Annotated in this window: 28 protein-coding genes; 8 read left to right on the forward strand and 20 right to left on the reverse strand. The window is 68.8% G+C overall.

Annotated elements, in window-relative coordinates; all coding sequences use genetic code 11:
* Positions 1-11 precede the first annotated feature (11 nt).
* Positions 12-695: a hypothetical protein gene (locus FB475_RS14990; RefSeq protein WP_141856450.1), complete on the forward strand. Its 684-nt coding sequence runs from the start codon at positions 12-14 to the stop codon at positions 693-695.
* On the opposite strand, the gene FB475_RS14995 is transcribed toward FB475_RS14990, so the two are convergent.
* From FB475_RS14995 to FB475_RS15040, 10 genes are read right to left on the reverse strand one after another with little or no spacing between them, the layout of a single operon-like run.
* Complete coding sequence (locus FB475_RS14995; RefSeq protein WP_141856451.1) at positions 696-1,028, reverse strand: YrdB family protein; 333 nt, start codon at positions 1,026-1,028, stop codon at positions 696-698. It lies immediately after the preceding gene.
* 1 nt (position 1,029) lies between these two features.
* Entirely contained in the window at positions 1,030-1,407 is a 378-nt protein-coding gene (locus FB475_RS15000; protein ID WP_141856453.1) for a DUF4913 domain-containing protein, read from the reverse strand.
* Positions 1,397-3,232, reverse strand: coding sequence for a type IV secretory system conjugative DNA transfer family protein (locus FB475_RS15005; RefSeq protein WP_141856455.1), 1,836 nt, complete (start codon positions 3,230-3,232; stop codon positions 1,397-1,399). The genes FB475_RS15000 and FB475_RS15005 overlap by 11 nt, the downstream gene beginning before the upstream one ends.
* Entirely contained in the window at positions 3,233-4,855 is a 1,623-nt protein-coding gene (locus FB475_RS15010) for an ATP/GTP-binding protein (protein WP_238332157.1), read from the reverse strand.
* Between the two features lie 34 nt (positions 4,856-4,889).
* Positions 4,890-6,398 (reverse strand): SCO6880 family protein, encoded by a 1,509-nt coding sequence (locus tag FB475_RS15015; RefSeq protein ID WP_185759257.1) that lies wholly within the window; start codon positions 6,396-6,398, stop codon positions 4,890-4,892.
* Complete coding sequence (locus tag FB475_RS36770; RefSeq protein WP_185759258.1) at positions 6,385-7,968, reverse strand: TrbL/VirB6 family protein; 1,584 nt, start codon at positions 7,966-7,968, stop codon at positions 6,385-6,387. Before FB475_RS36770 ends, FB475_RS15015 begins: the two co-directional genes overlap by 14 nt.
* 1 nt (position 7,969) lies before the next feature.
* The gene (locus FB475_RS15025; protein WP_141856457.1) at positions 7,970-8,923 is read right to left on the reverse strand and encodes a TrbL/VirB6 family protein; all 954 of its coding nucleotides are present in this window, start codon (positions 8,921-8,923) and stop codon (positions 7,970-7,972) included.
* Positions 8,920-9,789, reverse strand: coding sequence for a DUF8175 domain-containg protein (locus FB475_RS15030; RefSeq protein ID WP_141856459.1), 870 nt, complete (start codon positions 9,787-9,789; stop codon positions 8,920-8,922). The genes FB475_RS15025 and FB475_RS15030 overlap by 4 nt, the downstream gene beginning before the upstream one ends.
* A gap of 44 nt (positions 9,790-9,833) precedes the next feature.
* The gene (locus FB475_RS15035) at positions 9,834-10,112 is read right to left on the reverse strand and encodes a TrbC/VirB2 family protein (protein ID WP_141856461.1); all 279 of its coding nucleotides are present in this window, start codon (positions 10,110-10,112) and stop codon (positions 9,834-9,836) included.
* Between the two features lie 14 nt (positions 10,113-10,126).
* The gene (locus FB475_RS15040) at positions 10,127-10,747 is read right to left on the reverse strand and encodes a DUF6668 family protein (protein WP_141856463.1); all 621 of its coding nucleotides are present in this window, start codon (positions 10,745-10,747) and stop codon (positions 10,127-10,129) included.
* Positions 10,748-10,993: 246 nt separating this feature from the next.
* Here FB475_RS15040 and FB475_RS15045 point away from each other — a divergent pair, with 246 nt between their 5' ends.
* A complete protein-coding gene (locus tag FB475_RS15045; protein ID WP_141856466.1) occupies positions 10,994-12,409 on the forward strand; it encodes a hypothetical protein in 1,416 nt (471 codons plus the stop codon).
* A gap of 762 nt (positions 12,410-13,171) precedes the next feature.
* Here the strand turns inward: FB475_RS15045 and rplI are convergent.
* The 5 genes from rplI to FB475_RS15070 form a co-directional block, all read right to left on the reverse strand.
* Positions 13,172-13,618, reverse strand: coding sequence for a 50S ribosomal protein L9 (gene rplI, locus FB475_RS15050; RefSeq protein ID WP_141856468.1), 447 nt, complete (start codon positions 13,616-13,618; stop codon positions 13,172-13,174).
* 14 nt (positions 13,619-13,632) lie between these two features.
* Positions 13,633-13,866: a 30S ribosomal protein S18 gene (rpsR, locus tag FB475_RS15055; RefSeq protein WP_141856470.1), complete on the reverse strand. Its 234-nt coding sequence runs from the start codon at positions 13,864-13,866 to the stop codon at positions 13,633-13,635.
* Positions 13,867-13,944: 78 nt separating this feature from the next.
* Positions 13,945-14,547 carry a single-stranded DNA-binding protein gene (locus FB475_RS15060; RefSeq protein ID WP_141856472.1) on the reverse strand — a complete coding sequence of 201 codons (603 nt, stop codon included), beginning with the start codon at positions 14,545-14,547 and terminating at the stop codon, positions 13,945-13,947.
* A gap of 92 nt (positions 14,548-14,639) precedes the next feature.
* Positions 14,640-14,930, reverse strand: a complete 291-nt coding sequence (gene rpsF / locus FB475_RS15065) for a 30S ribosomal protein S6 (protein ID WP_130386399.1) — start codon at positions 14,928-14,930, stop codon at positions 14,640-14,642.
* A 196-nt stretch (positions 14,931-15,126) separates the two neighbouring features.
* Positions 15,127-16,245: an MFS transporter gene (locus FB475_RS15070; protein ID WP_141856474.1), complete on the reverse strand. Its 1,119-nt coding sequence runs from the start codon at positions 16,243-16,245 to the stop codon at positions 15,127-15,129.
* Between the two features lie 94 nt (positions 16,246-16,339).
* On the opposite strand from FB475_RS15070, the gene FB475_RS15075 reads away from it, so the two are divergent.
* Together FB475_RS15075 and FB475_RS15080 are read left to right on the forward strand one after the other, a co-directional pair.
* Positions 16,340-16,837: an Lrp/AsnC family transcriptional regulator gene (locus FB475_RS15075; protein ID WP_141856476.1), complete on the forward strand. Its 498-nt coding sequence runs from the start codon at positions 16,340-16,342 to the stop codon at positions 16,835-16,837.
* Between the two features lie 31 nt (positions 16,838-16,868).
* Positions 16,869-17,675 carry a deoxyribonuclease IV gene (locus FB475_RS15080; protein WP_141856478.1) on the forward strand — a complete coding sequence of 269 codons (807 nt, stop codon included), beginning with the start codon at positions 16,869-16,871 and terminating at the stop codon, positions 17,673-17,675.
* Here the strand turns inward: FB475_RS15080 and FB475_RS15085 are convergent.
* Positions 17,665-18,246: a hypothetical protein gene (locus tag FB475_RS15085; RefSeq protein ID WP_141856481.1), complete on the reverse strand. Its 582-nt coding sequence runs from the start codon at positions 18,244-18,246 to the stop codon at positions 17,665-17,667. The genes FB475_RS15080 and FB475_RS15085 overlap by 11 nt on opposite strands.
* 28 nt (positions 18,247-18,274) lie before the next feature.
* Between FB475_RS15085 and FB475_RS15090 the strand changes: the two genes are divergently transcribed.
* Positions 18,275-18,808, forward strand: coding sequence for an NUDIX domain-containing protein (locus FB475_RS15090; RefSeq protein ID WP_141856483.1), 534 nt, complete (start codon positions 18,275-18,277; stop codon positions 18,806-18,808).
* Here FB475_RS15090 and FB475_RS15095 read toward each other — a convergent pair.
* From FB475_RS15095 to FB475_RS15105, 3 genes are read right to left on the reverse strand one after another with little or no spacing between them, the layout of a single operon-like run.
* Positions 18,777-19,985 (reverse strand): MFS transporter, encoded by a 1,209-nt coding sequence (locus FB475_RS15095; protein WP_141856485.1) that lies wholly within the window; start codon positions 19,983-19,985, stop codon positions 18,777-18,779. The two genes, FB475_RS15090 and FB475_RS15095, sit on opposite strands and share 32 nt — an antisense overlap.
* A gap of 31 nt (positions 19,986-20,016) precedes the next feature.
* Entirely contained in the window at positions 20,017-20,730 is a 714-nt protein-coding gene (locus FB475_RS15100) for an SDR family NAD(P)-dependent oxidoreductase (protein ID WP_141856486.1), read from the reverse strand.
* Positions 20,727-21,284 (reverse strand): TetR/AcrR family transcriptional regulator, encoded by a 558-nt coding sequence (locus FB475_RS15105; RefSeq protein ID WP_141856488.1) that lies wholly within the window; start codon positions 21,282-21,284, stop codon positions 20,727-20,729. The genes FB475_RS15100 and FB475_RS15105 overlap by 4 nt, the downstream gene beginning before the upstream one ends.
* Before the next feature lie 89 nt (positions 21,285-21,373).
* Here FB475_RS15105 and FB475_RS15110 point away from each other — a divergent pair, with 89 nt between their 5' ends.
* From FB475_RS15110 to FB475_RS15120, 3 genes are read left to right on the forward strand one after another with little or no spacing between them, the layout of a single operon-like run.
* On the forward strand, positions 21,374-22,504 hold the full coding sequence (locus FB475_RS15110) for a lipid II:glycine glycyltransferase FemX (RefSeq protein WP_141856490.1): 1,131 nt from the start codon (positions 21,374-21,376) through the stop codon (positions 22,502-22,504).
* Between the two features lie 4 nt (positions 22,505-22,508).
* The gene (locus FB475_RS15115) at positions 22,509-23,510 is read left to right on the forward strand and encodes an alanine racemase (protein ID WP_141856492.1); all 1,002 of its coding nucleotides are present in this window, start codon (positions 22,509-22,511) and stop codon (positions 23,508-23,510) included.
* Between the two features lie 33 nt (positions 23,511-23,543).
* The gene (locus FB475_RS15120) at positions 23,544-24,266 is read left to right on the forward strand and encodes a methyltransferase domain-containing protein (RefSeq protein ID WP_141856495.1); all 723 of its coding nucleotides are present in this window, start codon (positions 23,544-23,546) and stop codon (positions 24,264-24,266) included.
* A gap of 21 nt (positions 24,267-24,287) precedes the next feature.
* Here the strand turns inward: FB475_RS15120 and FB475_RS15125 are convergent, their stop codons facing one another.
* Entirely contained in the window at positions 24,288-25,442 is a 1,155-nt protein-coding gene (locus FB475_RS15125; protein WP_141856497.1) for an NAD-dependent epimerase/dehydratase family protein, read from the reverse strand.
* Between the last annotated feature and the right edge of the window lie 148 nt (positions 25,443-25,590).

A 25,590-nucleotide genomic window follows, 5' to 3' on the forward strand; every position in this document is an offset into this window, starting at 1 on the left:
AAAGGAGCGGCATGCCCGACACCGACGAGGAGCCGTCCGTCGAGCCCACGCCGGACCAATGGGACCGCGGAGACGACTACACGGAGTCCGCGCGTGCCGCCCGGCGGCGGAAGGACGAGGACGAGCTGCACGCTCGCCAGGAAGCCGACGACGCAGCCCTGCGTGACGAGGAAGAGCTGGAGCTCCGAGCCAAGGAGGACCTGGAGCGGCACGAACTCCGCGACCGGGCCGAGGTCGCCGAGGCCACCCGCGCACAGCAGATCGCGTTCGCGGAGAGCGCGGAGGCATCGGCCGACCGGCACCGCGCCTTCGCCGCCAACCGCGAGCAGCGCGAACTGGCCCTGCAGGCCCGCGGGCAACACAAGCAGGACGAGGCGGCCGCGAGACCCGAAGAACCGGGCGCCGACGAACTCGCTGCCGAGGGCCGGCGGAACATCCGCGCGAGCGAACTCGACGGCTACCAGGTGAACGCCGACGACGATCGGGCCCGAGCGGACGACGAACTGGCCCGCGAGTACCGGGCGAAGGTCCAGCCCGACGCGGTCGAGGCGGTTCGCAATCCGCCGTCGAAAACCCCCGCGGTGATGGAACCGCAGGAGCGCCAGCATCTCCGGCTCGGTCCGGGAAACACCGAGAGCCGCAGAGAACCGAACCGTTCCGCGACGCCCGACCTCAACCTGGACCGCGAGCGCTAGTCAGGGCTGCAGCTTCTGGGTGTGGATGATCGCCAGGTTCGCGGCGACCACCACGACGAACACGACACCGAGCACCGGGTGCCCGAGGCTCCACAGCGCGGCGCCCGAGAGTCCGAAGACCAGGACCTTCACGATCCAGCGTGGCAGCTGCCCGCGGTTGGCGGTCGGTGCCGCGAACAGGCCCCACAGGACGGCGCCCACCAGCGGCAGCCCGATCGCGAGCAGCAGTCGCACCAGAGTCGTACCGCCGGTTGCCCAGCCCCACCACGCGAAGATGCCCAGGGCAACCAGTTCGACGGCGAAGGCCAGCAGCAGGTTCGCTGCTTTCCACATCTCAGACGCCGCGGATGTTCGGCTGGCGCTGGTCGAAGAACAGGCCGGCCGGCGGCTCCTGGACCGGCAGTGGCGGGATCGGGTAGTCGGTGTGCTGGTTGTTCCGGCACGCCGCGAACGGGCCGTCCGGGTCGAGCAACGCCATCATGTGCGGGTCCGCGTGGTCGCGCCACCACACCGACATACCGGTCGCGGGGTCCAGCCGCAGGTGCTCCCAGGCCCGCCAGATCGAGTCCAGCCGGCTGAGTGCCTCGGCGTGCCGGTACCACTCCGGGCACCAGACGAACTGCTGGCCGAGGCGGCGCGTGTAGAGGTAGATCAGCCGGTCTTCCACGAACTCCGCGACATGCGGGTAGAAGAGCTCCTGCTCACCATCCACCGCCGTTGCCCCCTTCGTTCTGCTCCCAGACCGGCCGCTCCGGACCACGCTGCTGGATCGCCGGCTGCTGCGACGCCAGCCACGGGTTGTTGCTCGCCGGGCTGTTCAGCGCTGCTCCTGGATCGTACTTCGCCAGCGAGGCCTTCACCGCGCCGGCGTCCGGCCGGGTGAACCACGGGACGGTCTTCACCATCGTGGCCGGGTTACCCGACGAGAGCACGACCGCACGGCCCGGCGGCATCGCGGCCAGCTCGGAAACCTCGAGGATGTTGTGCCGCTGGACCTGCTGGCTGGTCCCGCGCTTGCCCTCGTTGTACGACGCCGAGTTGGACTGGATGTCGTAGTCGCCGACCATCTTGCTGAGCCGCTCGAGGAAGTTCGTGTCCGCGCCACCACCGCCGTACACGCGGATGTTGGCCGAGCCCCACAACTTCTCCATGCCGTGCTCACCCCAACACTCCTGGCCCTGCGCCCAGGACTGCAGGATCGTCATCAGCACGATGCCGCGGGACCCGAAGTGCGAGTACAGGTCGGGGAGGTTCTTCCAGCGGCAGACGTTCGCGGCCTCGTCCAGTACGCCGACCAGCGGTTTCGGCATCCGGCCGAGCGCGCAGCCGCGGGCGTACTGCTCGGCGGCCTCGACGACGGCGACGGTGAGCGCGGTGACCAGCGGTCCCGCCGTACCCGCACCTTCCTTGGAGAGGCTGTAGAGCGTGCCGCCCTGGCGGACGAACTCGTGCGGGTTGAACTGCGGACGGTTGTCGTTCGGGCCGTTCGGGATCACCCAGCGGGTGACCTTGCGGTTGATCAGGAACTGGGCGCTCTGCTGCGCCGTACCGTAGACACCGGCGCGCTGCTTGTCCGGCGCGTTGATGACACCGGCGAGGCCGTCCGCGGACATCTGTAGGCCCGGGGTGTTGCGCAGGATCCGCTCCGGCTCGTCGTTGCGCTGGTCGGCGAGCCAGCTGTACACCTGCGTGATCGGGCGCTTCGCGACCGCGGCGGCGAGCAGCAGGCCGGCGAGCAGGTCCGTACCGGCGGCGTCGAAGAACGCGTCGGTCTGGGCACCGACCACGCGCTGCGAGGCGACGAAGTGCTCGGCGAGCTCGCGGGCCTTGGTCTCGTCGGTGATGTAGGTCAGCGGGTTCCACCACCAGTTCGGCGGTTCCTCGCAGACCTCCTGCGGGTCGAACACCCACAGCGGACCCTTCTGCGACCGCGGACCGCGGGTGGCGTCGACGATGTCCCGCTTGTTCGAGGTGGCGACGACGCAGCCCGGGGCGTCCAGGATCGCCGGTACCGCCCGCGAGGTGGTCTTACCGGTCCGGGGACCCCAGATGTCGACGTGCATGTCTTCCCAGTTGCCGAACACCTCGAGGTTGTCGGTCACGGTGCGGCCGATCAGGATGCCCGGGCCGGCGTCGGCGATGCCGAGCTGGTTCGCCTTCTGCTGCGCGCCCTCGCGGGTGAGCTTGAAGATCTCGGACCGCTTCGCCATCAGCGACGCCTGCCGGTCGACCCGGCCGATCGACTGCTGGCGGCTCCGGACCAGCCACCAGACGCCGCCGGCGATCCCGAGCAACACCACGATCTCGATCACCAGTACGCCGGTGGCGGCGCCGGACCAGTGCAGGCTGCCCTTGGCCAGCTCGACGATCGCGTCGAACGGGTTGCCGGCCGGGTGCGTGCCGTTGATCGCGGCGGCGACCTTCAGCGCACCCCAGAGCGCGAACACCACCAGCGCGACCGCGCCGACGACGACGAAGATGAACAGTGCCTCGGGTGAGACCGCACTCGGTCCGGTACTCCGCTTGCCCTGGGCCATTTACTCGTCAACTCCCGTTCTGGCGACCACGCGCGTGGTCGGGTCGGGGGGCGGCAGCAGCGCCGGGTCGTCCAGGCTGTACTCACCGACGACGGCCTCGGTGCCGTCCGGTGCGATCTCCACCTTCTGCGGCTTGCCGTCGTCGCCGGTCTTCCACAGCTTGTTGGTGTCGTTGATCTCACGCTCGACCGAGGTCAGGCCGACGTGCACCGGGATGCCCGGCCGGCCACCGACCTTGATCAGGAAGTTTCCTCGGCCGGGAGGTGCGGCCTCCTTGCCGGTTGCCGGGTCCCACGCGGGCGGGTCCTGCCAGCCGACGAGCATGTTCTGCTCCTCCATCGACATCGCCACGACCTCGGTCAGGTTGTCCATCTCGGCGCGCGGCAGACCACCGCAGATCACCATGCCGGAACGCTCGACGAAGCCCTTCGCCTTCATCCGGTCCTCCGGGTTCGGCAGCGCGAGCAGGTCGGACATGGTGTGCGAGATCATCGCCATGCCGACACCACGCTGCCGGTTCAGCCGGGTCAGCGCGTCGACCCGGTCGACCAGGCCGCTGCCGGCCCGCAGTACCCGCCAGAGCTCGTCGAGGATGACGAAGTAGTGCCGCCGCGGCTCCAGGCCCGCGTCGGCGAGCGCCTGCGAGACCGCGACCGCCCCGAACCCGTACGACCAGCAGGCCAGCAGTACGGCGGCCTGCAGGCTGGTCTCGGAGTCGTCGACGTTGGACACGTCGAACACCACCGGACGGTCCATCTGCATCGGGTTGTCGGTCGGCGCGGAGAAGATCTCGCCGAGCCGGCCACCGCCGACCAGACCGATCAGCGAGGCCTCGAGGCCTTCGGTGATCTGCCGGTAGCGGTCCAGGCTGCCCCGGTCGAGGGCGACGTTGCGGACCCGGTCCGGCGCGTCCTGGATGACCTGGAGCAGGTCCTTCAGCACCGGCGTGCCCTGGAAGCGCTCGTCCAGCACCTTCAGCGCCTCGTCGAGGATGGTCTCCTCGCGGTCGTTCGGGTTCTGGTTGCGCATGATCGCGATCAGCGCCGACACCATCGTCTGCCGGCGTCCGTGCGCGTCGGCCTGGATCGCCTCGCGGGCCTTGCCGGTCAGCCGGAGCGCGGCCTCCCGGGACTCGCCCGGGTCGAGCACGTTCAGATGGCCGCGGCCACGGCCGAGCTGGATGACCTGGCCGCCGAGGGCCTCGATCAGGTCCTTGTAGTCCGGCTTCAGGTCGCCCAGCACCAGCGGCTGTACGCCGTACCCCGCGAGCCCGAGCGCCATCCGCCGGGTGATCGTCGACTTGCCCAGACCGGGCTTGCCGAGGACGAACATCGATGGGTTCGAGATCAGCTTGGCGCGCATGAACCAGCTGATCGGGTCGCAGCACATGGTCGCGCCGGACAGGATGTTCCGGCCGATCGGTACGCCGACCATCGGGCTGCCGGTACCGGCCGAGAACGGCCACATCCCGCAGACCTGCACCGTCGTACCGCGCCACTCCGGGGGCGCCTGCAGGTACGTCGAGTAGCCTCCGCCCGGACCGGGCCAGCCACGCGGCATCGGCCGCCGGCCGCGACGGCTGGGGTCGACGGGCTTCTTCTGCTTCTTCTTGTTGTCGCTCACTGTGACTCCCCAGATGTCACTGCGCTCGGATCGATCATAGGGATTCCCGCAGGCCGGCCGGCACCGCGAGATGGCTCGAGACCACGATGCCGAGCGGCAGCGCGGAGACGAACGCGGAATCCTGCGAGCCGTACGCCGGACGTAGCAGCACGCGGGCGGTGGCGCCGAGGTTGTCGATCGCCGCGACCATGTCCGGCAGCTGCTCCGCGGACATCACGGTGCCGGTCACCACCATGCCGAAGTTGACCAGACCGGCGCCGCGGGCCTCCTCCTGCGCGGACCGGTCGGCGGCACGGGCCTCGGCGAGGCTGCGCGCGGACGGCCGTGCCGATGTGGTCGCCCGGAACGACGCGTTCCGCTTGTCGGCCTCCACCATGCGAGCCGCCGTACCGGCGTCCAGCGGGCGGTAGAGCAGCGTGACGCGCTTGCGGTCGATGTCGGGGTGCGGCGCGACCAGCTGTGACAGCACCGACGAGAACACCTCGCCGCGGGGCGCCTGCGACATCTGCCAGGTCATCGACCAGGCCGAGTCGTGCCGGTACTTGTCCCAGAACGCCTGAGCAGCGGCCGGGCCGACGTCGGTCCACTGCAGCTCGGGCGGCATGCCCTGGCTGCGGGCCTCGTCGATCAGCGCGGCCGATGCCGGGTCGTACGCGATCCGGATCGCCTCGCACAGTTCCTGGGCGCTGACCGGCCGGGCGGCGCCGGCACCGGTCGCGTTCAGGCTCTGGGTGAGTGCGGGCAGCCGGGCCGCCAGCTCGCGGCCCATGTCGTCTTCCTTGCGCCGCTTGCCGCTGCGGTCGGTGCCCTTGAAGGTCAGCGCGACCCGGGCGGACACCAGCGCGGAGCCTTCCGGGTACGTCTGCACGACCTCGGTGAGCATCGCCCGAGCGATCGCCGGCGTGTTGTCCATCATGTTGTTGCCGACCTCGCGCCGCAGCCGGATACCGGTGTCCGGCGCGCTCTCCACCGTCACCGAGGCTGCGACGATGCCCGGCTCGTGGCCGAGCGATGCGAGCCACTGGCCCCAGTGCGCGACCCAGATGTCCACCTGCTCCTCGTCGACCAGCGACGCGCCGTCGGGCTCGGCGTTGATGACGACCGTGAAGTGCCGGGTGCTCGGGTAGAACAGCAGCGCGAACGGCCGCCCGTACGAGTCCTGGTACTCGCTCAACTGGGAGGCGGCGGCGAGACCGGGGAGCTGGAACTTGCCCCAGGCGGTCCGGCCGAGCGGGCCGGAACGGTACAGGTTGTGCTTAGCCATCTTTGCTCGTTGCCATCCAATGCTGGTCGAGAGCCGTTGCAGCGTCGACTGCCCGTGCTTGTCCTTGGTGATCAGCAGCCCGATCGCGATACCGACGATCACCAGCGTGACGAAGGCGGCCTTGATACCGCCGGACATCGTCGCGATGACCACCAGGAGCAGGCCACCCATCAGGATGGCCGTACCGAGCATGCCCAGGCCGGCGATGCCCGCCGAGGCGGGCTGCCGCCAGTTGCCGTAGGTGCGAGGTGCGCGTCGTACGTTCTCAGCCGCTGCCACTTGGTCCGTCCGGTTCTGGTGGCGGCTGGTTGCCTCCACCGTCGTTTGAGCTCTGTGCAGTGTTCGGGGTGCTGCCGGTCGGGCCGCCACCGCCGCCACCACCACCACCGCCACCACCACCGCCACCGCCACCTCCGCCGCCACCGGTGTCGGGTTCACCCATGGTTTCGCCGCCGGCGGTCTTGCCGAAGTCGCTGGTCATCTTCGTCCCGATCGCGACGACCGCGACCGGAGCAGCCACAGCGGCGGCCGGCCCTGCGGCGGCAGCCGCACCACCACCCGCGGCGCCACCTGCTGCACCGCCGCCTGCGGCACCGCCCGCAGCACCGCCTGCCGCACCGCCACCGGCTCCGCCGGCCGCCGCACCTTCACCGCCGGCCGCAGCGCCTTCCCCACCAGGCGCGCCACCACTCGGGCCGCTGCTCGGCGCCTGGTGCGGCGCCCGACCGACGTTCTGCGCGCCGGTCGGACCGTCGCCGCCGCCACCACTGCCGCTGTCCGAGCCCGAATCGGCGCCCTTGTTCGCCAGGTCGCCGAGCTTGTCCATCCCGGCCATCCGGGCCGCGATCATGCCGGCACCGGCCGAGCCCGCGGTCGCCGCGACCATCGGCACGATGAACCGCATCAGCGCCGGCAGCGCGAACAACGCGAGTACCAGCATCGTGAGACCGGTGACCACGTTCATCACCATGTTCCCGACACCCCCGTCGGGGTTGAAGGACAGATCGCCGTTGTTCGTGGTCAGCCGGATCGCGGTGGCGTAGACGATCGCCGCCACCGGTTTGTACAGGATGAAGGCGAAGATCCAGGCCAGGATCTTCTTGAACCATTCCTTGCCCATCTCGGTGTTGGTCGCGGCCGCCGCGATCGGCAGCACCCCGAGCAGCAGGATCAGCATCGCGGTCCGGACGATCATCAGCACGATCTGGATCACGCCGGCGATGATGCACAGCAGCCCGATACAGATCAGCAGCCCGATGCCGAGCGGACTACCCACGCCCGCGGACGCGACCGTGGCGAACCCGAGCAGGGCGATCATCGCCGTACCGAAGTCCTGTCCTTGGCCTTGCGGTATCTTGCCGAACTCGGCGCAGACCCAACCCTGCTGGCCGTGCGCGAGCGCCGTGGTGACGATGCAGTTCGAGAACTGGTCGCCCCAGTCGATCAGCACCTGGGCCACCGCGATCACGAACGCGCTGGCGACGGCGAGCGTGATCAGTGCCTTGAGCAACTCCCGGGCGGACTCGCCGCGCTGGGTCCAGGCCATCTGCATGCAGCCGACGATCAGACCGATGGCGGCGATCGAAAGGCTGATGAACGAGGTGTGCGTCCAGACCCAGCTGACCGCGCCGCTGGCCGGTTCCCCGGTCGTGGTGTTCCCGATGGTCGGTGTCTTGACGTAGATCCAGAAGGTTCCGATCGTGCTCATGATGAGCCCGACCGCCTTCGCGATCGCCGTCAGAATCGGTTCGAAGACCAATTTGATCAGACCCTCGATCAAGGTTCCGGCGCCGTCGAGGACGGCCTGGAACGCCTTTTTGAGTATGTCGATCCAGCCGAGCGCGATCATGTCAGGACGTCTTCGGTGAGACGAACCGCAGGATGGCCGGCAACGCGACGATCGCGACGATCATGAGCGTGATGCCCATCGCCATGCTGAGCGTTTCCGAGGTACCCGGCGCGGCGCCCTCCACCTTCGGCGCGCCGCCGATCAGGAGGATGGCGACGGCGTAGATCAGCGCCGCGACGGGTTTGTAGATGATGAATCCGACCAGCCAGCTCAGTGCGCGCTTGAACCACATCATCCCCATCTCGGTGTTCGTCGCGGCCGCGGTCAGCGGCAGCATGCCGACCAGCAGCACGAGCATCCCGTAGCGCACGATCATCAGCGCCAACTGGATGATCGCCGTGATCACCATCAGGATTCCGACGAAGATGACCAGGATGAAGCCGAAGGTCTCCGACGGGCCCTTGAGCGGATTGACCAGTACCTCGGTGAGCTTGGAGACCGCCGCATCCGAGCAGACGTGCTTGGCGCTCTCGGGGACCTTGTCGCCGTGGCAGTCGCCGTTGCTCGGCAGCAGGGCCGAGTCGATGATCCACTTCGAGAAACTGTCGGACGCCGTGATCAAGGTGGCCGCGAAGGTGGCGCCGCCCCCCGACACGACGAGCAGCGTGAGCAGTGACTTCAGGATGTCGCGCAGCGGCTCGCCGCGGTGCGTGAACGCCATCTGCATGGCACCCACCATCACCGCGATCCCGCCGACCGCGACGACGATGAAGTACGTGTGGGCCTGGACCCAGCTGGCCGGGCCGTTCGCGTCGACGTTCGGGGTCGCGAGGTAGATCCAGAGGAAGCCGACCGCCTTGATCACGTTCGCGACGGCCGTGAGGACGATGTCGCGGACAGCCTCGAACAGCTTGTCGAAGAGCGTGCCGACGAACCAGCGGACCGCCTCGCCCACGTACTTCGCGACACAGTCCTTCCAGTCCCCCGGCCACCACGAGCATCCGAGCGCGATCATGAGGAACCACTGAACCTTACGTAGCCGTTGAGCGAGGACAGGATGTCCGGCTCGACCGTTCCGTTGAAGCTTCCGTCGTCCTGCAGCACCGCACGCCAGTCGCCCTTGTACCACTGCATGGTGACGAGCAGGGCGCCGACGCCCTGGTCACCCAGCTGGGACGCGATCTGGATGATCGCCTGCGAGCCGTCCGAGGGATAGGAGACCACCTTGAAACCGACGAACTGCACGTCGGTGGTGTCCGCCGGCGTGGCCAGGTCGGCCTTCGTCTGAGCGATCGCTTTGAGCTGGCCGGGCCCGGGAACCACGCGCTCGTTGAGTACGTCGAGCGCGATCGACCGGTTCTGCACCTGGCCGAGCAGGACCATCGCCGCGAGCACGGCACCGGTCGGCGAGTGCGCGAAGCAGTACTTGACGCCGTTCGGCCTGGTCGCCGCGGGACCGCCGGCCACCTGCAGCGGGATCAGCATGTTCCCCTCGAACTGCCACGTCACCGCCGTCGGTGCGTAGTACCGCGGGATCGCCTGCGAGGGCTTGGCGACGTGGCAGCCGCCGACGGTGTTGTTGGCCGGCGGCGGCGTCACCCGCGGGGTCGTCGACGTCGCGGTCGGGTCCGGGGTGGCGGGCGGTCCACTCGGCTCGTCGGTGGGTACGTCGGTGGGTTGTCCAGTGGGCGCGTCCGTACTCGGGGTCCGGCTCGGCGTGGCCGAGGGCGAACCCGATCCGCCGCGCAGCACCAGGAACACCACGAGACAGAGGATCAAGGCCACGACGACGATCGCGCCGGCAACGAAACCGCGCTGCTGGAGCAGCGCGGTTCCGTCGGTGTCCTCGTCGGAGTCGGGGTCCCTGCTGAACAGTCCCACCTACGATCAGCCTCCCAGGGCGGTCGGTACGGGTCGGGAGACCGTCACTTCAGCGCGTCGACGAGCGCCGTCGCCGCACCGATCACGATGCAGGCGGCCAGCACCCAGCCCAGCCGAGCGGCGTGCTCGCCACCCTCACCGCGACGCTGGCCGATCGCCATCATGCCGCCGGCGATGATGATGCCCAGACCGCAGACGATGTACGCGATGTACTTGACCCAGCTGACGACCGTGTCCAGGCCGTTCTTGACCGGGTCGGGCAGAGGGGCCTCGACCGGCAGCACATTCGGCAGCTCGGTGGCGAGGTGGTGGAGCAACATCATGGTGGTAACGCCTTTCAGTACGGGGCGGGGTAGTCCGCTGGGTTTGACGCGCGAAGTGCGTAGATGGATTCAAGTACTTCGAAAACCTCGTCCGGAGTGTTGTCAGGCGTGGGAGCCTCCCCTCGGCGCCACTCCTCGATCCACGGAATGTCCCAGACCCGCGGGACACCTCCCCCGACGATGTCGGCGAAGTCGTCGAGAACCCGCGGCAACCGGCCCGGGGCGTCCGCGATCAGCACCAGGCCGAGCACGGCGACCCCCTGCACGACTCCCGAGGCCCACTCGATCGCGGCTCGCTGCGCGGCGCGCAGACCGGACCCGTGGGTCCGGGCGACCAGGATCACCGGCGTCGGCACCGGCGGTGGTGGGATCGGCCAACGATGGTTGGCCGCCCGGGTCCCCGGAAGCAGCGTGGACATCGTGGTCTCGCCGGCACCACCGTGCACCCCGACCCACCACAACGTGTCCGCCGCCGGAATCGCGAACTTGGGCAGCCGCTGATCCTCCGCGGGCGCCGGCACCCCGTGCTGCGGGGCGGACGGCCCCCGCGGGGTGAGGTCCGGCCGAGGTCCGGGGCCGACCGACGGCTGCTGCGGACCCGGAGACTGATCTCGTGTCCACGGGTTCTGCGTCATGGCCCCTCCTCTCGCGGTCTGTCACAGGCTGTCGCCCACCGTATTCTCTCGCTTTCCGGGTGTACTTTCGTGACCCATCCACAGGCGAGGATGTTTCTACCCCCTTGTCGGGGTCAGTCGAGCCGCCGGGCCCGCGTGGTTTGCCTGCCCGGAATCCCTGGCATGCCTCGTGCGGGGGACATGCTAGAACGAGGACGCCGGAACCGAACGAGCGAGGGATAGCTGTGGCGGGAATGAGAGGACACTGTGGCTGAGAAGATCCCTTCCTGGCCCAAGGTCACGATTCGGCTCTACGACGACCACAACGCCGAAGTGAAGATCGCAGGCCGCAGTCACCCGCTCAACAACATGGATCCGCGGGCCGCCGCCCTCCAACTGGTCGCCGAGCAGGCCGCACAGCTCGGCCGCCCGATGAAGGTGACCGCGGTCGAGGCCGACGGCGCCTCCTGGCCGCTGATCGTGCACCCGGACGGTCAGGTCGACGCGGTCGACACCAACGCCGGGAAGAAGAAGCCGATCTGGCCGATCGTGCTGGCGATGGTCGTGGCCGTCGTACTGCTCGGCGGGACCATCCTCTACCTGACGGTCTTCAGCAAGCTGGGCGACCACCGGCCGGTGGCGACCGTGTCACCGAAGCTGCCGTCGCTCCCGGAGCCCAAGGTCCAAAGCGACGACTTCCCTCCGAAGACGCAGCCGCCGGGGTACACCGCGCACGCGGACTGGACCGTCGACATCGCCAAGGACAGTACGCCGGCGATCCGGCCGGACGGCACCGAGGTCGCGATCCTCGTGCAGGACCCGGACTCGTCGAACAAGAAGGTCGTCGTATTCGATGCCGGGGGCAAGGTGCTCTGGCAGGACAAGGTTCCGAAGGACGCGGACAGCCCGGTCTACACCACGATCGACTCCAAGGTCGTACTCGCGATCACCACCCAGGACACGCTGTACTACTGGGAGGGCGACGGCGCGATGGCCAAGGAGATCGAGCTGCCCGACGGCGCCACCGTACAGTTCTTCGGCAAGTCGCCGTTGATCATGCTGGGAGACCAGGCGGGCGCGATGGTGATCTCGGGCGGCGTACTCAAGGCGATCCCGGAGATCCCGCGGCTGTCGACCATCCTGCTCGCCGAGGGCGACCGCGTGCTGGTCTCGCGGTACGACACGCCGATCTACTGGGCGCAGCCGGACAAGCCGATGGCGGAGCTGACGCTGGAGAAGCCGGGCGGGGCCGGGGAGGTCAAGCAGGTCGTTGCCGCCAGCCCCGACTATGTCTTGGTGCTTTGGACCCTCGCGAAGGACCCGACTCAGGTCATCCCGGTGGTGCACTCGTCGGCCAGCGGCAAGCTGGTCGCGGTGTGCCAGACCCAGCAGGAGGGCGGGACCGACGACTGGGACTGGGTCCCGGACCCGACCCGCAAGTCCGCCGCCTGGGGTGAGTGCCTGATCAACATGTCCAGCCGGAAGATCCACATGCTCCCCGGCTTCAGGCCGCTCTCACTGGCCGGCGGCTTCATCTACGGCACCCTGGAAAGCAAAACCGTCGCCATCTCGTCGAACTGGAAGCAGTACCCGCTCACCGCCGTCACCCGCCCCTGGGGCATCGCAGGCACCCACGCCATCATCGTCTACAACTCAGTCCTCTACGCCCTGGACCGCAAATGACCCCCCACCGCGCAGTCAACATGACCACACGGCCCGGAGCAGCCGCGAGCGGACGGCTCGGAACTGGTGTGAGTGGGTGGCTCGGAGTTGGTGTGATTGGCCGGCGCGGGATGGGGCGGGTGTTGGCGGCGCTGGCAGCAGTTGGTGTGCTGCTGGCTCCGTCGGCACAGGCGCTCGCGGAGGACAGCGAACCACAGCCAACCGCCTGGCCCACCGTCGACCCACCAGACAAGTTCGGCCAAGCCTCAGAACCCCAACCAGTCAAATGGCCCGCCCCCGTCCAATACCCCGGCTGACCCCGGTCGTCTCCTCCCGAGCCGCCCCAGGCTGATGGGCTGCCCCAGGCTGCACTCGGACTGACCCCGGGTGACCGCAGCTGACCGGCGCTGACCCAATCCGACCGGAGCTCCGCTCGAGCTGACCCGCGCTGCACCGGACTGCACTCCGGCCACTCTGGCTGCACTCGCGCTGACACCGCTGCACTCATGCCGACCCGGGTGACCGCGGCTCACCGGAGCTGACCCGCGCCCGACCGCAGCTCCACTCGGGCTGACCCGGGCTGACCGGAGCTCCACTCCGGGCTGACCCGCATTGCCCCGGGCTGCACTCGAACTGACTCCGGCTGACTCCGGCTGACTGGCGCTGCGCCTGGCTGACCCGGCTGGGCTCGGGCTGGGCCGGGGTCGGCTGGGCTGCAGGCGGGGTGATACGGCGAAGGCCCGCGGTCCCTGGTGGGGAGCGCGGGCCGTTTGGGGGGTGGGATCAGTTGGCTGCTACCTCGAGGCGGACCGTGGCGGCTACCTCGGGGTGGAGCTGGACTGAGACCTGGTGCTTGCCGGTGGTCTTGATCGGGGACGCGATCGCGATCGCGCGCTTCTCGACCAGGGGGCCGCCGGCGGCCTTGATGGCGGCGGCGATGTCGGCCGGGGTCACCGAACCGAACAGCCGGCCGGTGTCGCCGGCCTTGACGTCCAGCTTGACGGCGAGCTGCTCGAGCTGATTCTTGACCTCGCTCGCGTGCTCCTTGCCCTGGATCGCCCGGGCGTCACGCGCCCGCTTGATCGTGACGATCTGCTTCTCCGCACCGCGGGTCCAGCCGATCGCCAGGCCGCGCGGGACGAGGTAGTTCCGGCCGTAGCCGTCCTTGACCTCGACGATGTCGCCGGGAGCCCCGAGGCCCTCGACCTCCTGAGACAGGATGAGCTTCATGGTCCGCGCCTCCCTCAGCGAGCCGTGCTCGTGTACGGCAGCAGAGCCACCTCACGAGCGTTCTTGATAGCGGTGGCCACGTCGCGCTGGTGCTGCACGCAGTTCCCGGTCACCCGGCGGGCGCGGATCTTGCCGCGGTCCGAGATGAACTTCCGCAGCAGCGCGGTGTCCTTGTAATCGACGTACGTCGCCTTGTCCTTGCAGAAGCCGCAGATCTTCTTCTTCGGCTTCCGAACGATCTTGGCCATTGTGGTGCTCTCTTCCTACTTCCAGAGCCCGGCAGAGTTGCCGGAATGGTCACTGACTGATGATGAATTGCGGGCCGATCAGAACGGAGGCTCCTCCATCGAGCCGCCGCCCTGGCTGGCCCAGGGGTCGTTCTGCTGGGCGGACTGACCGCCGCCCTGCGGGGTGGCCCAGGGGTCGTTCTGCTGGTTGCCGCCACCTTGGCCGCCGCCGTAGCCGCCGCCTTGGTTGCCGCCACCCTGGTAACCACCGCCACCCTGGTTGCCGCCACCCTGGTTGCCGCCACCACCGAAGCCACCGCCGCCACCGCCGTCGGAGCGCGAGGTCTTGGAGATCTTCAGCGTCGCGTACCGCATGCTGGCGCCGATCTCCTCGACGTCACACTCGAAGACGGTGCGCTTGTTCCCGTCGCGGTCGTCGTAGCTGCGCGCCTTCAGGCGCCCGTGCACGACGACCCGGGAACCGCGGGTGAGTGACTCGGCAACGTTCTCGGCGACCTGCCGCCACACCGAACACGAGATGAAGAGGGTCTCCCCGTCCTTCCACTCGTTGCTCTGCCGGTCCAGCGTCCGCGGGGTGGAAGCGATGGTGAAATTCGCCACCGCGGCACCAGAGGGCGTGAAGCGCAGTTCGGGATCACCCGTGAGGTTTCCGATCAGGGTGATGGGTGGTTCGCCTGCCATTGCCGTTCCTCCTGCTATCGGGTGTGGCTGCGTCTACAGCTATTGGTATCGGCTGGAGCCGACAGTACCGATGGCTGCTGACGACCCCAGGGTCAGTGCTGGTCCGGCCGGATGACCTTGGTGCGCAGGATCGACTCGTTCAGCGTGAGCTGACGGTCGAGCTCCTTCACGACCGCCGGCTCGGCGGTCAGGTCGACGACGGCATAGATGCCTTCGGACTTCTTCTTCACGTCATAGGCAAGCTTCCGACGGCCCCAGATGTCGAGCTTCTCGACCGTGCCACCTTCCTTGCGGACGATGTTCAGGTACTGGTCGATGGACGGCTCCACGGTGCGCTCATCGAGCTCCGGGTCGAGGATCACCATGACTTCGTAACGACGCATGCGCGAACTCCACCTCCTTCGGACTTGGCGGCCACGGTCTCTCCGTGGCAGGAGGGCGATGCGGTGTGCTGCACGCCGGCAATTGCCGCCGACGCCAAGCAATGAGCCCGGTCGATGGACCGGGCCACAACCAAAAGAGTACCAGCGTCCGGACGCCGACTTGACCATATCCACAGGCTTATTCGGTGACTCTACGTCAGCAGGTGATGACGATCCGTTCGCGCTGGCGGAGTACGAGCACCACCAACGGTACGGCGAGGACGAGTGCTACCGCGGCCAGGATCGGGAAGCCGCCGAGCGTGAACAGCCACGGTGAGGTTGCGGTGGCGAGGGCGGAAACGCCCCAGATCGCGGACTCGACGCGGCTCTCGAGCGCGGTCGCGCCGAGTTGGGCGCTGCCGCTGAGGTAGCAGAGGTTCCAGGCGTAGCCGAGGAGGAAGAGGGCCGGGGTGAAGACGAGGCCGGCGCGGGTGACCAGTACGGCGGCCGCGAGGAGGCCGGTCAGTCCGGCGAGCATCACGACTCGCGAACCGAAGCGGTCGATCAGCCAACCGGTCAGCGGCGACAGGGCGAACATCCCCAGCGTGTGGGCAGACAGCATCACGCCGAGAACGCCTAGGCCGTCGTGGTGCAGATGGGTATGGACCGGGACGGCTGTCATCACCGAGACCATCACCAGTTGGCCGACGATCATGACGCCCGCAGCCAAGAGCACGGGCCGCCTGCTGGTTGCTGTGGGCCCCTGGGGTGCGTCGGTGGCTTTGGTACGGCGGATGTACGTCGAGGCGATCAGTGCGGAGAACACTGCGGCCAAGGCCAGCAGGAACGGACCTGCAATCGCCGGGAGGCCAACGCTGGATGCGGCCGACTGGGAGGGCGCCATGAGGAACGGTCCGCCGGCGGCGCCGAGTGTGCTGGCCCAAACGACTGTGCTCATTGCCTGCGACCGTTTAGCTGCAGGTGCGACGTCAGCGGCGGCGTAGCGGGAGAGGAGGCTGGCTGCGTTGCCCGCGCCTAGTAGGAACATGCCTGCGAAAAGCAAAGCGACCGGTGCGCCGACAGCGGCGAGGACGGTGAGCGCCCCGCCGGCTACGCCAACGCCGTACCCCATCTTGAGCGCCTGGGCTCTGCTGGCGCGGGACGTCCAGCGTCCGACCAGTACTGCGCCTGCGGCGGTGCCTAGTACGCCCGCGGTGTTGGGTAAGCCGGCCAGCGCCGGGCCGAGGTCGTCGGCGATCAGGATCGCGCTGACTGCGCTGGCGGCGACAATCGCGGCGTTCATCAAGGCGGCTGCGAGAACGACGGGGATCAGCATGCCAACAACGCTAGAAAGCCGCCACGATCCAATGAAGGCAGAACCAAAGGTCTGAGGGCTTGCCGAGGAGCGATCTGAAAGGTGTTCTGGCGATATGACCTTTCATGAGCGTGAACTCGACTCCACCGACTGGCAGATCCTGGCCGCGCTGCAGTCCGACGGCCGCCTCTCCTTCAACCAGCTCGGCAAGCGCGTCAACCTGTCCCCACCGGCCGTCGCCGACCGGGTACGCCGACTCGAAGAGGCAGGCGTCATCACGGGCTACCGCGCCGAGGTGGACCCCGCCCGCGCCGGCCAGCCGCTGTCCGCCTTCGTCCAGATGCGCTGCACGACCGGCCGCTGCCTGCTCAAGACAACCCGCGCCGAAGACTTCCCCGAGGTCCTGGAGATCCACAAGCTCAGCGGCAACTCCTGCTCGATGCTCCGCGTCCGAGTCACCGACATGCACCACCTGGAAGCCCTCTTCGAACGCCTCGGCGAACACGGCGAAATGAACACCCACATCGTTCTCTCCACCGAGTTCGAAGGCCGCCCCGTCCAGCCGGCCACCAACGAACGCCAGGTGACCCGCTCCGCCGGCTGGGGTTCGTGAACTGTCCGTGGGCGGATCTAGGGTGGATGTCATGACTGTGAAGCTTGGTGCGCATGTGGACCAGGAAGACCCGTTGGCAGAGGCTGCTGATCGGGGCGCTGATCTGGTGCAGTTCTTCCTGGGGAATCCGCAGGACTACAAGGCGCCCAAGCTTGCGTATGCCGATGGCGAGGACGCGCTCAAGGAGCGGGCGGCCGAGGCGGGCGTGGATCTGTACGTGCACGCGCCGTACCGGTTGAACGTGGCGAACACGAACAACCGGATCCGGATCCCGAGCCGCAAGCTGCTGCAGCAGACGCTGGACAAGGCGGCCGAGATCGACGTCAAGGGCGTGATCGTGCACGGCGGGCACGTCGGCGACGACGACGATCCCGAGGCCGGGTTCGACAACTGGCGCAAATGCATCGAGCGGGCGGAGCTCCCGGTGCCGTTGCTGATCGAGAACACCGCCGGCGGGGAGAACGCGATGGCCCGCCAGCTCGACCGGATCGCGCGGCTCTGGGAGGCGGTGCAGGCGTCCGGCAATGACCGTCTGGAGAACGTCGGCTTCTGCCTGGACACCTGCCACTTCCACGCGGCCGGCGAGGAGCTGCCGACGATCGTCGAACGGGTGCTGGCGATCACCGGGCGGATCGACCTGGTGCACGCGAACGGGTCCCGCGACGAGTTCGGTTCCGGCGCGGACCGGCACAGCAACTTCGAGGAGGGTCACATCGACCCGGCCGACATCGTCGCGGTGATCGAGGCCGCCGGCGCCCCGGTCGTGGTCGAGACGCCGAACGCGGACAACGGGCAGAAGGCCGACCTCGACTACCTCCGCGCGCACCTCAAGTCGTAGGCGTCGACTCCGCCGGCGGCTTCATACCGTAGATCCAGTACGTCAACGCCCACGGCAGCGCCAGCGAGAGGGCCGAGTGGTTGTCGGTCGGTACGGCGAGGCCGCAGATCACCGCGATGACGACGAGCACGGTGCTGGCCTGGAACAGGTCGACCGGGCCGACCCGCGTGCGCAGCGTGACCTTGTCCTTCGCGCAGCCGACGTACAGCGCGATGAGGGCGAGTACGCAGAGGATGACGGCGATCGCGCCGAGCCAGGCGAGGCCGGTGAACTTCTTGTCGTTCTGGACCATCCCGGAGACCACGAACGCACCGGCCAGCAGCGTCAGCCAGGCGCAGGACCACTCGAAGGTGCGGACCGTCCGGCGGGCCCGCTCGGCCGGATCCTCCGGCTCCGGCTCCGACCCGGCCTTCGAAGCCGCCGGGCCCGCAGCGGTCGTCGGGCCCACAGCGGTCGCCGGGTCGCCGGCGGTCGGCGGGTCGGCGGCGGTCGTCGGGTCGGCGGCGGTCGTCGAGACCGTCGGCTCGTCGGGTTCGGCGGCCGGGGCGGGCTCGGGGTCTGACTGCGCCATGCCAGTGACGGTAGCGCAGAATGAGGCTATGCAGCCCTGGGCCGATCAGTTCCCCGAGCTGTTCGCGCCCGGCTACTGGGAGTGGGGCGACCTGGACGTGCGCTTCACCGTCGAGGAACCGCCGGACGAGCTGATCAGCAACGCGCACGTGGTCTGCCGGACCGCCGACGGAGTCGTTGTCTGCGCCAACGATCTCGGCTGGCGTTTCCTCCCCGGCGGGACCCGCGAGCCCGGCGAGACAATCGAGCAACTGGTCCGGCGCGAGCTCCTTGAGGAAGCGGGCGCGTGCCTGGCCGGTCCGCTGACGTGGCTCGGCGCGCACCGCGCCGACCACCGCCGCCCGGAGCCGTACCGTCCGCATCTTCCGCACCCGGTGTCGTACTGGGCGAACTACGTCGCGGACGTCGTCATCGAGCAGCCGCCGAGCAACCCTGCGGACGGCGAACAGATCACCGAGGTGCTCACACTTCCACCAGCTGCAGCCGCCGACTACCTCGACGGCCAGCCCGGTGGAGTCATGGGCCCGGTCGTCAGGCTGGCTCAGGCAATGCGGCTGGTCTAGCCGCCTTCCACGGAAGCAGTACGGCGCTCAACGTGCAGCAAATCCCCGCGACCCACAGTGCGCCGCGCATCCCGACCACCGTGGCCAGTACGCCGCCTAGTGCCATGAAGGCCGGCTGTACGCAGCGGGAGCTGATCGACCACGACCCCACGACGCGCGCCATGAAGCCGTCCTCGGTGACCTCCATCCGGTACGTCGCAAACGACGGGTTGAACGCGCCCGCGCCGACGAGCAGCGCCGTCTCCGCAGCGGTGATCAGCACGAAACCGCCCCAACCGTGCGGCGCCAGCGGAAACAGCAACAACCACGGAGCCCGCAGTACGCCGAACACGCGCAGCATCCACGGCAGCCCGTGCCGCTCGGTCAGCCGCGGCGCCATCCGGGCCCCGGCGACGCCGCCGATGCAGGAGACGCCGAGCATCACGCCGTAGCTCCAGGGCGCGAGCCCGAGGTCGCGCAGCATGAACACGGTCAGCAGCGGCGAGGTCATCATCACCGGACCGCCGAAGAGCTGCGAGTTCCAGAACAGGATCCGCAGGCCGCGATGCCGCAGGATGTACCGCCAGCCGGCGGTGATGTCGCGTTTGCCCTCGCGCTTCACCGGCTCCGGCTCGGGCTGCTGGATCCGCCGGATGCCGAGCGCGGACCCGAGGAACGAGACGGCGTCGACCGCGAGCGTGACGGTCGCTCCGACGAGACTGACGAGCGCACCGCCGACCGCCGGGCCGATGCTCAGCGAGACCCAGTTCGTCTGCTCGAACCGGCTGTTCGCCTCGGCCCGCCCCGCCGCCGGGACGAGCGCCTTCAGATGCGCACCGCTCGCGGCCTGGAACGCGATCGTCCCCGCCGCCTGCAGCACGCCGGCGACGCACAGGTGCACGTAGGTCAGCCCACCGAACGCGGCCGCGACCGGCACCGACGCGAGCGCGACGAACCGGATCAGGTCCGACGCGATCATCACCGGCCGCTTGTGCCGCTGCTCGATGAAGTCGCCCATCGGCAACGCGAGCGCCGCGCCCGCCAGCGCGGACAACGCCGCCAGCAACGAGACCTGGAAGGTCGTCGAGTCCAGTGCGAGCACCGCGACCAACGGCAACGCGCCGAGTCCGACCGCCGATCCGAACGCACTGACTGTGAACGCCAACCACAACCGACGGAAGTCCCGACCCAAAGACATCCCGCGATCGTAGAAGCAGGCATCGACAGAATCAGCGCAGGTTGAGGCCGCCGTCCAACAGGATGACTTCACCGGTCAGGTAGGAGTTGTGGACAACTGCGGAGATCAGGTCTGCGACATCCACAGGTTGGGCGGCGCGGCGCATCGGGCTCGAGGTTTTCCACAGCTTCTGCGCGTCCGTCCACGATTCGGTCAGCGGCGTGTCGACGAGCCCGGGCGCGACCGCGTTGACGCGGACGTCCGGCCCGAGGGCAGCGGCGAGCAGCTTGGTGACGTGGTTCAGCGCGGCCTTCGAGGCGGCGTACGCGATCGAGCTGCCCTTCGGCCGGACGCCCGCGTGGCTGGTTACGTTCACGATGCATCCGCCGGCCTCGCGGAGCGCCGGTAGGGCCGCCGTACACAGGAGCCACGGCGCGACCAGGTTCACGTCGAGCAGCTGCCGCCAGTCGGACGCGGTCAGCGCATCCAGGTCGGCGTGCGGCACTGGCCAGCTGATACCGGCGTTGTTCACGAGTACGTCGAGCCGCCCGTGCTCGGCCAGGACCTCCGGTACCAACGCGGCCGCGGCCGTGTCGTCGGAGAGGTCGGCCTGGTGGTACGACCCGCCGAGCTCCGCGGCCAGCTTGTCGCCGGCCGAGCGGGTCGAGCGCGAGTGCACCGCGACGGTCATCCCGTCCGCGGCGAGTCGACGTACCGTCGCCTCCCCGATCCCAGAGGTCGACCCGGTCACCAACGCGACCTTCATGCGCCGTACCGGAGTCCGTCGAGCAGGAGGTTGAGCAGGCGGTCGGCCTGTTCGCGCTTGGAGCCGGTCGCGAGCGCGACTCCGCAGAGACCGGCGAGCAGGTCGTCGGCGGAGGTGTCGGGGCGGATCTCCCCGGCCTCGACGGCCGCCGCCAACAGCGGCCGGATCGCGCCGGTCAGCAGTTCGAAGCTCTGCGCGTACGGGTTCGCGCCGGACGCGATCACGGCGCGCAGCGCATCGGCCATGCCGAGCTTGCGGGTCATGTAGTCGACGTACCGGTCCATCCACGCCCGGAGCGCCTCGAGCGGAGGCAGCTTGGCGAGCAGCTCCGGCGCAGCGTCGCAGACGGCGGCGAGCTCACTGCGGTACGCTGCCTCGATCAGCAGCTCGCGCGTCGGGAAGTGCCGGTAGAGCGTCCCGATGCCGACACCGGCGTCCTTGGCGATGCCCTCCAGCGTCGCCTCCAGCCCGCACCGCGAGAACGCCAGCGCCGCGGCCGCCAGAACCTGCTCGCGATTGCGCTGGGCGTCGGCGCGCAGCGGACGTCCGGTCATCTCCCCTCCCACCCGAAGAACCTACCGCGTTTGATCACAGCACCCGCTCGGCTACGGATCCGTGAGCCGGGCCGGTAGCCTGACCCACCGTGAGTGACTTGAGCATTCGGACCATCTCCACCGACGAGCACGCCGCGTACATCGCGGCGCAACCGGCGGCGAGCTTCCTGCAGACGCCTGGTTGGGCCGCGGTGAAGAGCGAGTGGAAGGCGGAGTCACTCGGCTGGTACGAACCGGGCACGCCGGGCGAGCTGGTCGGCGTCGGCCTGGTGCTCTACCGGCAGATGCCGAAGGTGAAGCGCTACCTCGCGTACCTGCCGGAAGGTCCGGTGATCGACTGGGACGCGATCGACCCCGGCAGCTACCTGCGCCCGCTGGCCGAACACCTGGCCGAGCGCGGCGCGTTCGGCATCCGGATGGGTCCGCCCGTGGCGACCCGTCGGTGGAGCGCTCAGACGATCAAGGACGCCATCGCCGGCGGCCAGCAGCCGCGGCTCGGTGACGTCCGTCCGGACGTGATCGAGCCGTCCGGTGCCAGGCTCGGCGACCAGCTCCGCAAGCTCGGCTGGAAGCCGCCGCGGATCGCCGAGGGCTTCGCGGCCGGGCAGCCGCAGTACGTCTTCCAGGTGCCGCTGGCCGGCCGCACCGAGGACGACCTGCTGAAGGGCATGAACCAGCTGTGGCGGCGCAACATCAAGAAGGCCGCCAAGGCCGGCGTCGAGGTGACGCAGGGCGGGCCCGAGGACATCAAGGCGTTCCACGGGCTGTACGTCGAGACCGCCGAGCGCGACCACTTCACCCCACGCCCGCTGCCGTACTTCGAGAAGATGTACGACGCGATGGCGAACCAGCCGGCCGATTGCTGTGACTTCCGGATCTACAACGCCCACCACGAGGGCGACCTGGTCGCGTCGACGATCTGGGTCCGGGTCGGCGGTCACTCCTGGTACTCCTACGGTGCCAGCTCGACCGCCAAGCGGGACGTGCGCGGATCGAACGCGATCCAGTGGCGCATGATGACGGACGCACTCGCGGCGGGTGCGTCCGTGTACGACCTACGGGGCATCACCGACACCTTGGACCCGAACGACCCGCATGTCGGGTTGATCCAGTTCAAGACCGGTACCGGTGGCGAGGCCGTCGAGTACGTCGGTGAGTGGGATCTGCCGTTGAACAAGGCGCTCTACACCGCATTCGACCTCTACATGAGACGGCGTTGACACCATGCCCCTAGTCCTGCACGTCGATTCCGATCGATGGCGCGAACACCTGCGTTCCACGTGGAACCCCGACATCGTCCCGGTCGCCAAGGGCAACGGGTACGGGTTCGGCAACCACCGGCTGTTCGCGGAGGCCCGCGCGCTCGGCGCCCGGACGATCGCGGTCGGCACGTACTTCGAGGTCCCCGCGGAGCCGCGCGAGGACGTCGTGGTGCTGTCGCCGTGGCGGCCGTTCCTGGAGATGCCGCAGAGCCAGAACGTGATCCACACGGTCAGCCGGCTGGCCGACCTGGTCTCGATCCCGGCCGGCAGCCGGGTGCTGATCGAGGTGATGACCTCGATGCGCCGGCACGGCATCGGCGCCCGCGAACTGCGGCACACGATGCTGCTCAACGCGCTCGACCGGATCCGGTTCGAGGGCTGGTCGCTGCACTTCCCGATGGGTGCCGGCGGTACGTCGGCGAACCTCCGCGAGGCGCAGCAGCTGGCCAAGGCGGCCCTCGACGTACGGAAGAAGACGTTGTGGGTGTCGCACGTACCGGCGCAGAAGCTGGCCGACATCGGTGACGACGTGAAGCTCCGAATGGGTACCGGCCTGTGGCTCGGCGACCGCGGAGCGCTCTCGGTGAAGGCGACCGTGCTCGACGTGCATTCGGTACGGCGTGGTGAGCGCGTCGGCTACCGCCAGCGCCGGGTGAGCGGCGACGGGCACATCCTGGTCGTCTCCGGCGGTACGGCACACGGCGTCGGCCTGGAGGCCCCGACCGGCGCGGCGACCGTACGGCAGCGCGCGATCGCGATGGCCAAGGGCGGCCTGGACGCCGCCGGGATGGCGTTGTCGCCGTTCAGCATCGAGGGCAAGCAGCGCTGGTTCGCGGAACCGCCGCACATGCAGGCCAGCATGCTGTTCCTGCCGTCCGCGGTGGCCCCGCCGGCGGTCGGCGACGAGGTCGATCTCGACGTCCGCTACACCACCACCACGTTCGACAAGGTGTCGATGGATTGACTTAAGGTCCACCTGAAGTTGCAGCGTGGACCTATGAGCTTTCTGGAGCGGAGCGAGGAGCGGCCCGGGGCGGCCGAGCTGCGCGCTGCGTCGTACCGGATGCTGGCGCTGAAACGCGGTGCGACCTGCGTGGATGTCGCCTGCGGGGCGGGCCACGCGGTCGCCGAACTGGCCCGCAAGGGCCTGAAGGTGACCGGCATCGACATCGATCCGGACGCGGTCGAGGCGGCCCGGCAGCGCGCGCCCGGGGCAATGTTTCACGTGGCACATTCCGACGACCTGCCGCTCGCGGACGGGTCGATGGACGGGTACCGCGCGATGCGCCTGTTCCACCTGCTCGAGGATCCGCGCCCGACGATCGCCGAGGCGCACCGGGTACTGCGACCCGGCGGGCGGATCGTGGTCGGCGGGCAGGACTACGGCTTCGTGATGATCACCAGCTCCGACCAGGACCTGACCGACGTGATCCGCCTCGGCCTCGAATCGCACACCGTGTCGCCGCGCGCGACGCGAACCCTCCGCGAGGTCCTCCTCGACGCGAAGTTCTCCGACGTCGAGGTCGTCGTACACACCGAGGTCGTCACCGACCACAAGCAGCTGGCGCCGCAGCTGAAAGCAGCGGCCGCGGCGGCCGTCGACCAGGCGCTGATCACCAAGGAAGACGCCGACACCTGGCTGGCCGAACAAGCCGCCAGGGCGCGCCGGGACCACTTCCTGGCCGCGATCCCGACGATCCTCGTCGGCGCCCACCGCTGACGGGTGGGCTCCGCGCGAGGTCTACTGCTTGAGTGGACCCTTCCAGCGAACCGTGGGCAGCAGGGCGGCCGGGTCGACGCGGTCCTTGTTGGCGGAGACGATGTCGAACATCGACTCGATCAGGGTCTCCGACAGTAGGTGCGGCTGGAGGCCCAAGCCGACCAGGCCCGTGTGCTTCACGTTGTAGTAGTGCTCCGCCTGCTCGACGCGCGGGTTCTCCAGGTGCTCGACCTGGACCGGGCCGGGGAAGCACTCCGCGACCAGCTCGGCGAGCTGCGCCACCGAGTAGCTCTCGGTCATCTGGTTGAAGACCCGGAACTCGCCGGCGTCGGCAGGGTTCTCCACAGCGAGCCGGATGCACTCGACGGTGTCCCGGATGTCCAGGAAGCCGCGGGTCTGACCGCCGGCGCCGTACACCGTCAGCGGCTCACCGAGGACGGCCTGGATGCAGAACCGGTTGAGCACGGTGCCGAACACGGCGTCGTAGTCGAACCGGGTCGCCAGCCGCGCGTCCTGCACGGTCTGGTCGGTTTGCTGCCCGTACACGACGCCCTGGTTGAGGTCGGTAACGCGCATGCCCCAGATCCGGCAGCCGAACTCCAGGTTGTGCGAGTCGTGCACCTTGCTCAGGTGGTAGAAGGAGCCCGGCTTCTTCGGGTAGAGCATCCGGTCCTTGCGGCCGTTGTGCTCGACCTCCAGCCAACCTTCCTCGATGTCGATGTTCGGCGTCCCGTACTCACCCATCGTGCCGAGCTTCACCAGATGGATGTCGGGGTTGATCTCGGCGATCGCGTACATCAGGTTCAGCGTGCCGACCACGTTGTTGTGCTGCGTGTACACAGCGTGTTCGCGATCGATCATCGAGTACGGCGCGGCGCGCTGCTCGGCGAAGTGCACGATCGCGTCCGGTGCGAACTCCTGCAGCACCCGGTACACGAAGTCCGCGTCGAGCAGGTCGCCGACGTACGCCGGGACGGTCTTGCCGGAGACCTCCTTCCAGGCCTGCACCCGGGACTCGAGATCCTCGATCGGGACCAGACTCTGGACGCCCAGCTCGCGGTCGTACCCACGGCGGGCCATGTTGTCGAGCACGGCCGTGTCATGGCCGCGGTCGGAGAGGTGCAGCGCCGTCGGCCACCCCAGGTAGCCGTCACCGCCCAGGACCAGTACGCGCACGGTTCGGCCGCCTTCCGTCAGGATTCTTCGTCAGGATCCTTCATATCCCGAGTACCCGCTCCACTAACGTGACCAGCAAGACATATTGGCTGGCAATAGCCTGAGAATTCTCCGCCGCCTGCCGCGAACTGGTGCGGAGGTGCAGAAT

Origin of the sequence: Kribbella jejuensis, from assembly GCF_006715085.1 — a bacterium.
Taxonomy (GTDB): Bacteria; Actinomycetota; Actinomycetes; order Propionibacteriales; family Kribbellaceae; genus Kribbella; species Kribbella jejuensis.

Coding starts and splice junctions, on each gene's coding strand:
- FB475_RS14990 (WP_141856450.1), top strand. CDS start 12: ATGCCCGACACCGACGAGGAGCCGTCCGTCGAGCCCACGCCGGACCAA.
- FB475_RS14995 (WP_141856451.1), bottom strand. CDS start 1,028: ATGTGGAAAGCAGCGAACCTGCTGCTGGCCTTCGCCGTCGAACTGGTT.
- FB475_RS15005 (WP_141856455.1), bottom strand. CDS start 3,232: ATGGCCCAGGGCAAGCGGAGTACCGGACCGAGTGCGGTCTCACCCGAG.
- FB475_RS36770 (WP_185759258.1), bottom strand. CDS start 7,968: ATGATCGCGCTCGGCTGGATCGACATACTCAAAAAGGCGTTCCAGGCC.
- FB475_RS15025 (WP_141856457.1), bottom strand. CDS start 8,923: ATGATCGCGCTCGGATGCTCGTGGTGGCCGGGGGACTGGAAGGACTGT.
- FB475_RS15035 (WP_141856461.1), bottom strand. CDS start 10,112: ATGATGTTGCTCCACCACCTCGCCACCGAGCTGCCGAATGTGCTGCCG.
- FB475_RS15040 (WP_141856463.1), bottom strand. CDS start 10,747: ATGACGCAGAACCCGTGGACACGAGATCAGTCTCCGGGTCCGCAGCAG.
- rplI (WP_141856468.1), bottom strand. CDS start 13,618: ATGAAGCTCATCCTGTCTCAGGAGGTCGAGGGCCTCGGGGCTCCCGGC.
- rpsR (WP_141856470.1), bottom strand. CDS start 13,866: ATGGCCAAGATCGTTCGGAAGCCGAAGAAGAAGATCTGCGGCTTCTGC.
- FB475_RS15060 (WP_141856472.1), bottom strand. CDS start 14,547: ATGGCAGGCGAACCACCCATCACCCTGATCGGAAACCTCACGGGTGAT.
- rpsF (WP_130386399.1), bottom strand. CDS start 14,930: ATGCGTCGTTACGAAGTCATGGTGATCCTCGACCCGGAGCTCGATGAG.
- FB475_RS15070 (WP_141856474.1), bottom strand. CDS start 16,245: ATGCTGATCCCCGTCGTTCTCGCAGCCGCCTTGATGAACGCCGCGATT.
- FB475_RS15075 (WP_141856476.1), top strand. CDS start 16,340: ATGACCTTTCATGAGCGTGAACTCGACTCCACCGACTGGCAGATCCTG.
- FB475_RS15080 (WP_141856478.1), top strand. CDS start 16,869: ATGACTGTGAAGCTTGGTGCGCATGTGGACCAGGAAGACCCGTTGGCA.
- FB475_RS15085 (WP_141856481.1), bottom strand. CDS start 18,246: ATGGCGCAGTCAGACCCCGAGCCCGCCCCGGCCGCCGAACCCGACGAG.
- FB475_RS15090 (WP_141856483.1), top strand. CDS start 18,275: ATGCAGCCCTGGGCCGATCAGTTCCCCGAGCTGTTCGCGCCCGGCTAC.
- FB475_RS15095 (WP_141856485.1), bottom strand. CDS start 19,985: ATGTCTTTGGGTCGGGACTTCCGTCGGTTGTGGTTGGCGTTCACAGTC.
- FB475_RS15100 (WP_141856486.1), bottom strand. CDS start 20,730: ATGAAGGTCGCGTTGGTGACCGGGTCGACCTCTGGGATCGGGGAGGCG.
- FB475_RS15105 (WP_141856488.1), bottom strand. CDS start 21,284: ATGACCGGACGTCCGCTGCGCGCCGACGCCCAGCGCAATCGCGAGCAG.
- FB475_RS15115 (WP_141856492.1), top strand. CDS start 22,509: ATGCCCCTAGTCCTGCACGTCGATTCCGATCGATGGCGCGAACACCTG.
- FB475_RS15120 (WP_141856495.1), top strand. CDS start 23,544: ATGAGCTTTCTGGAGCGGAGCGAGGAGCGGCCCGGGGCGGCCGAGCTG.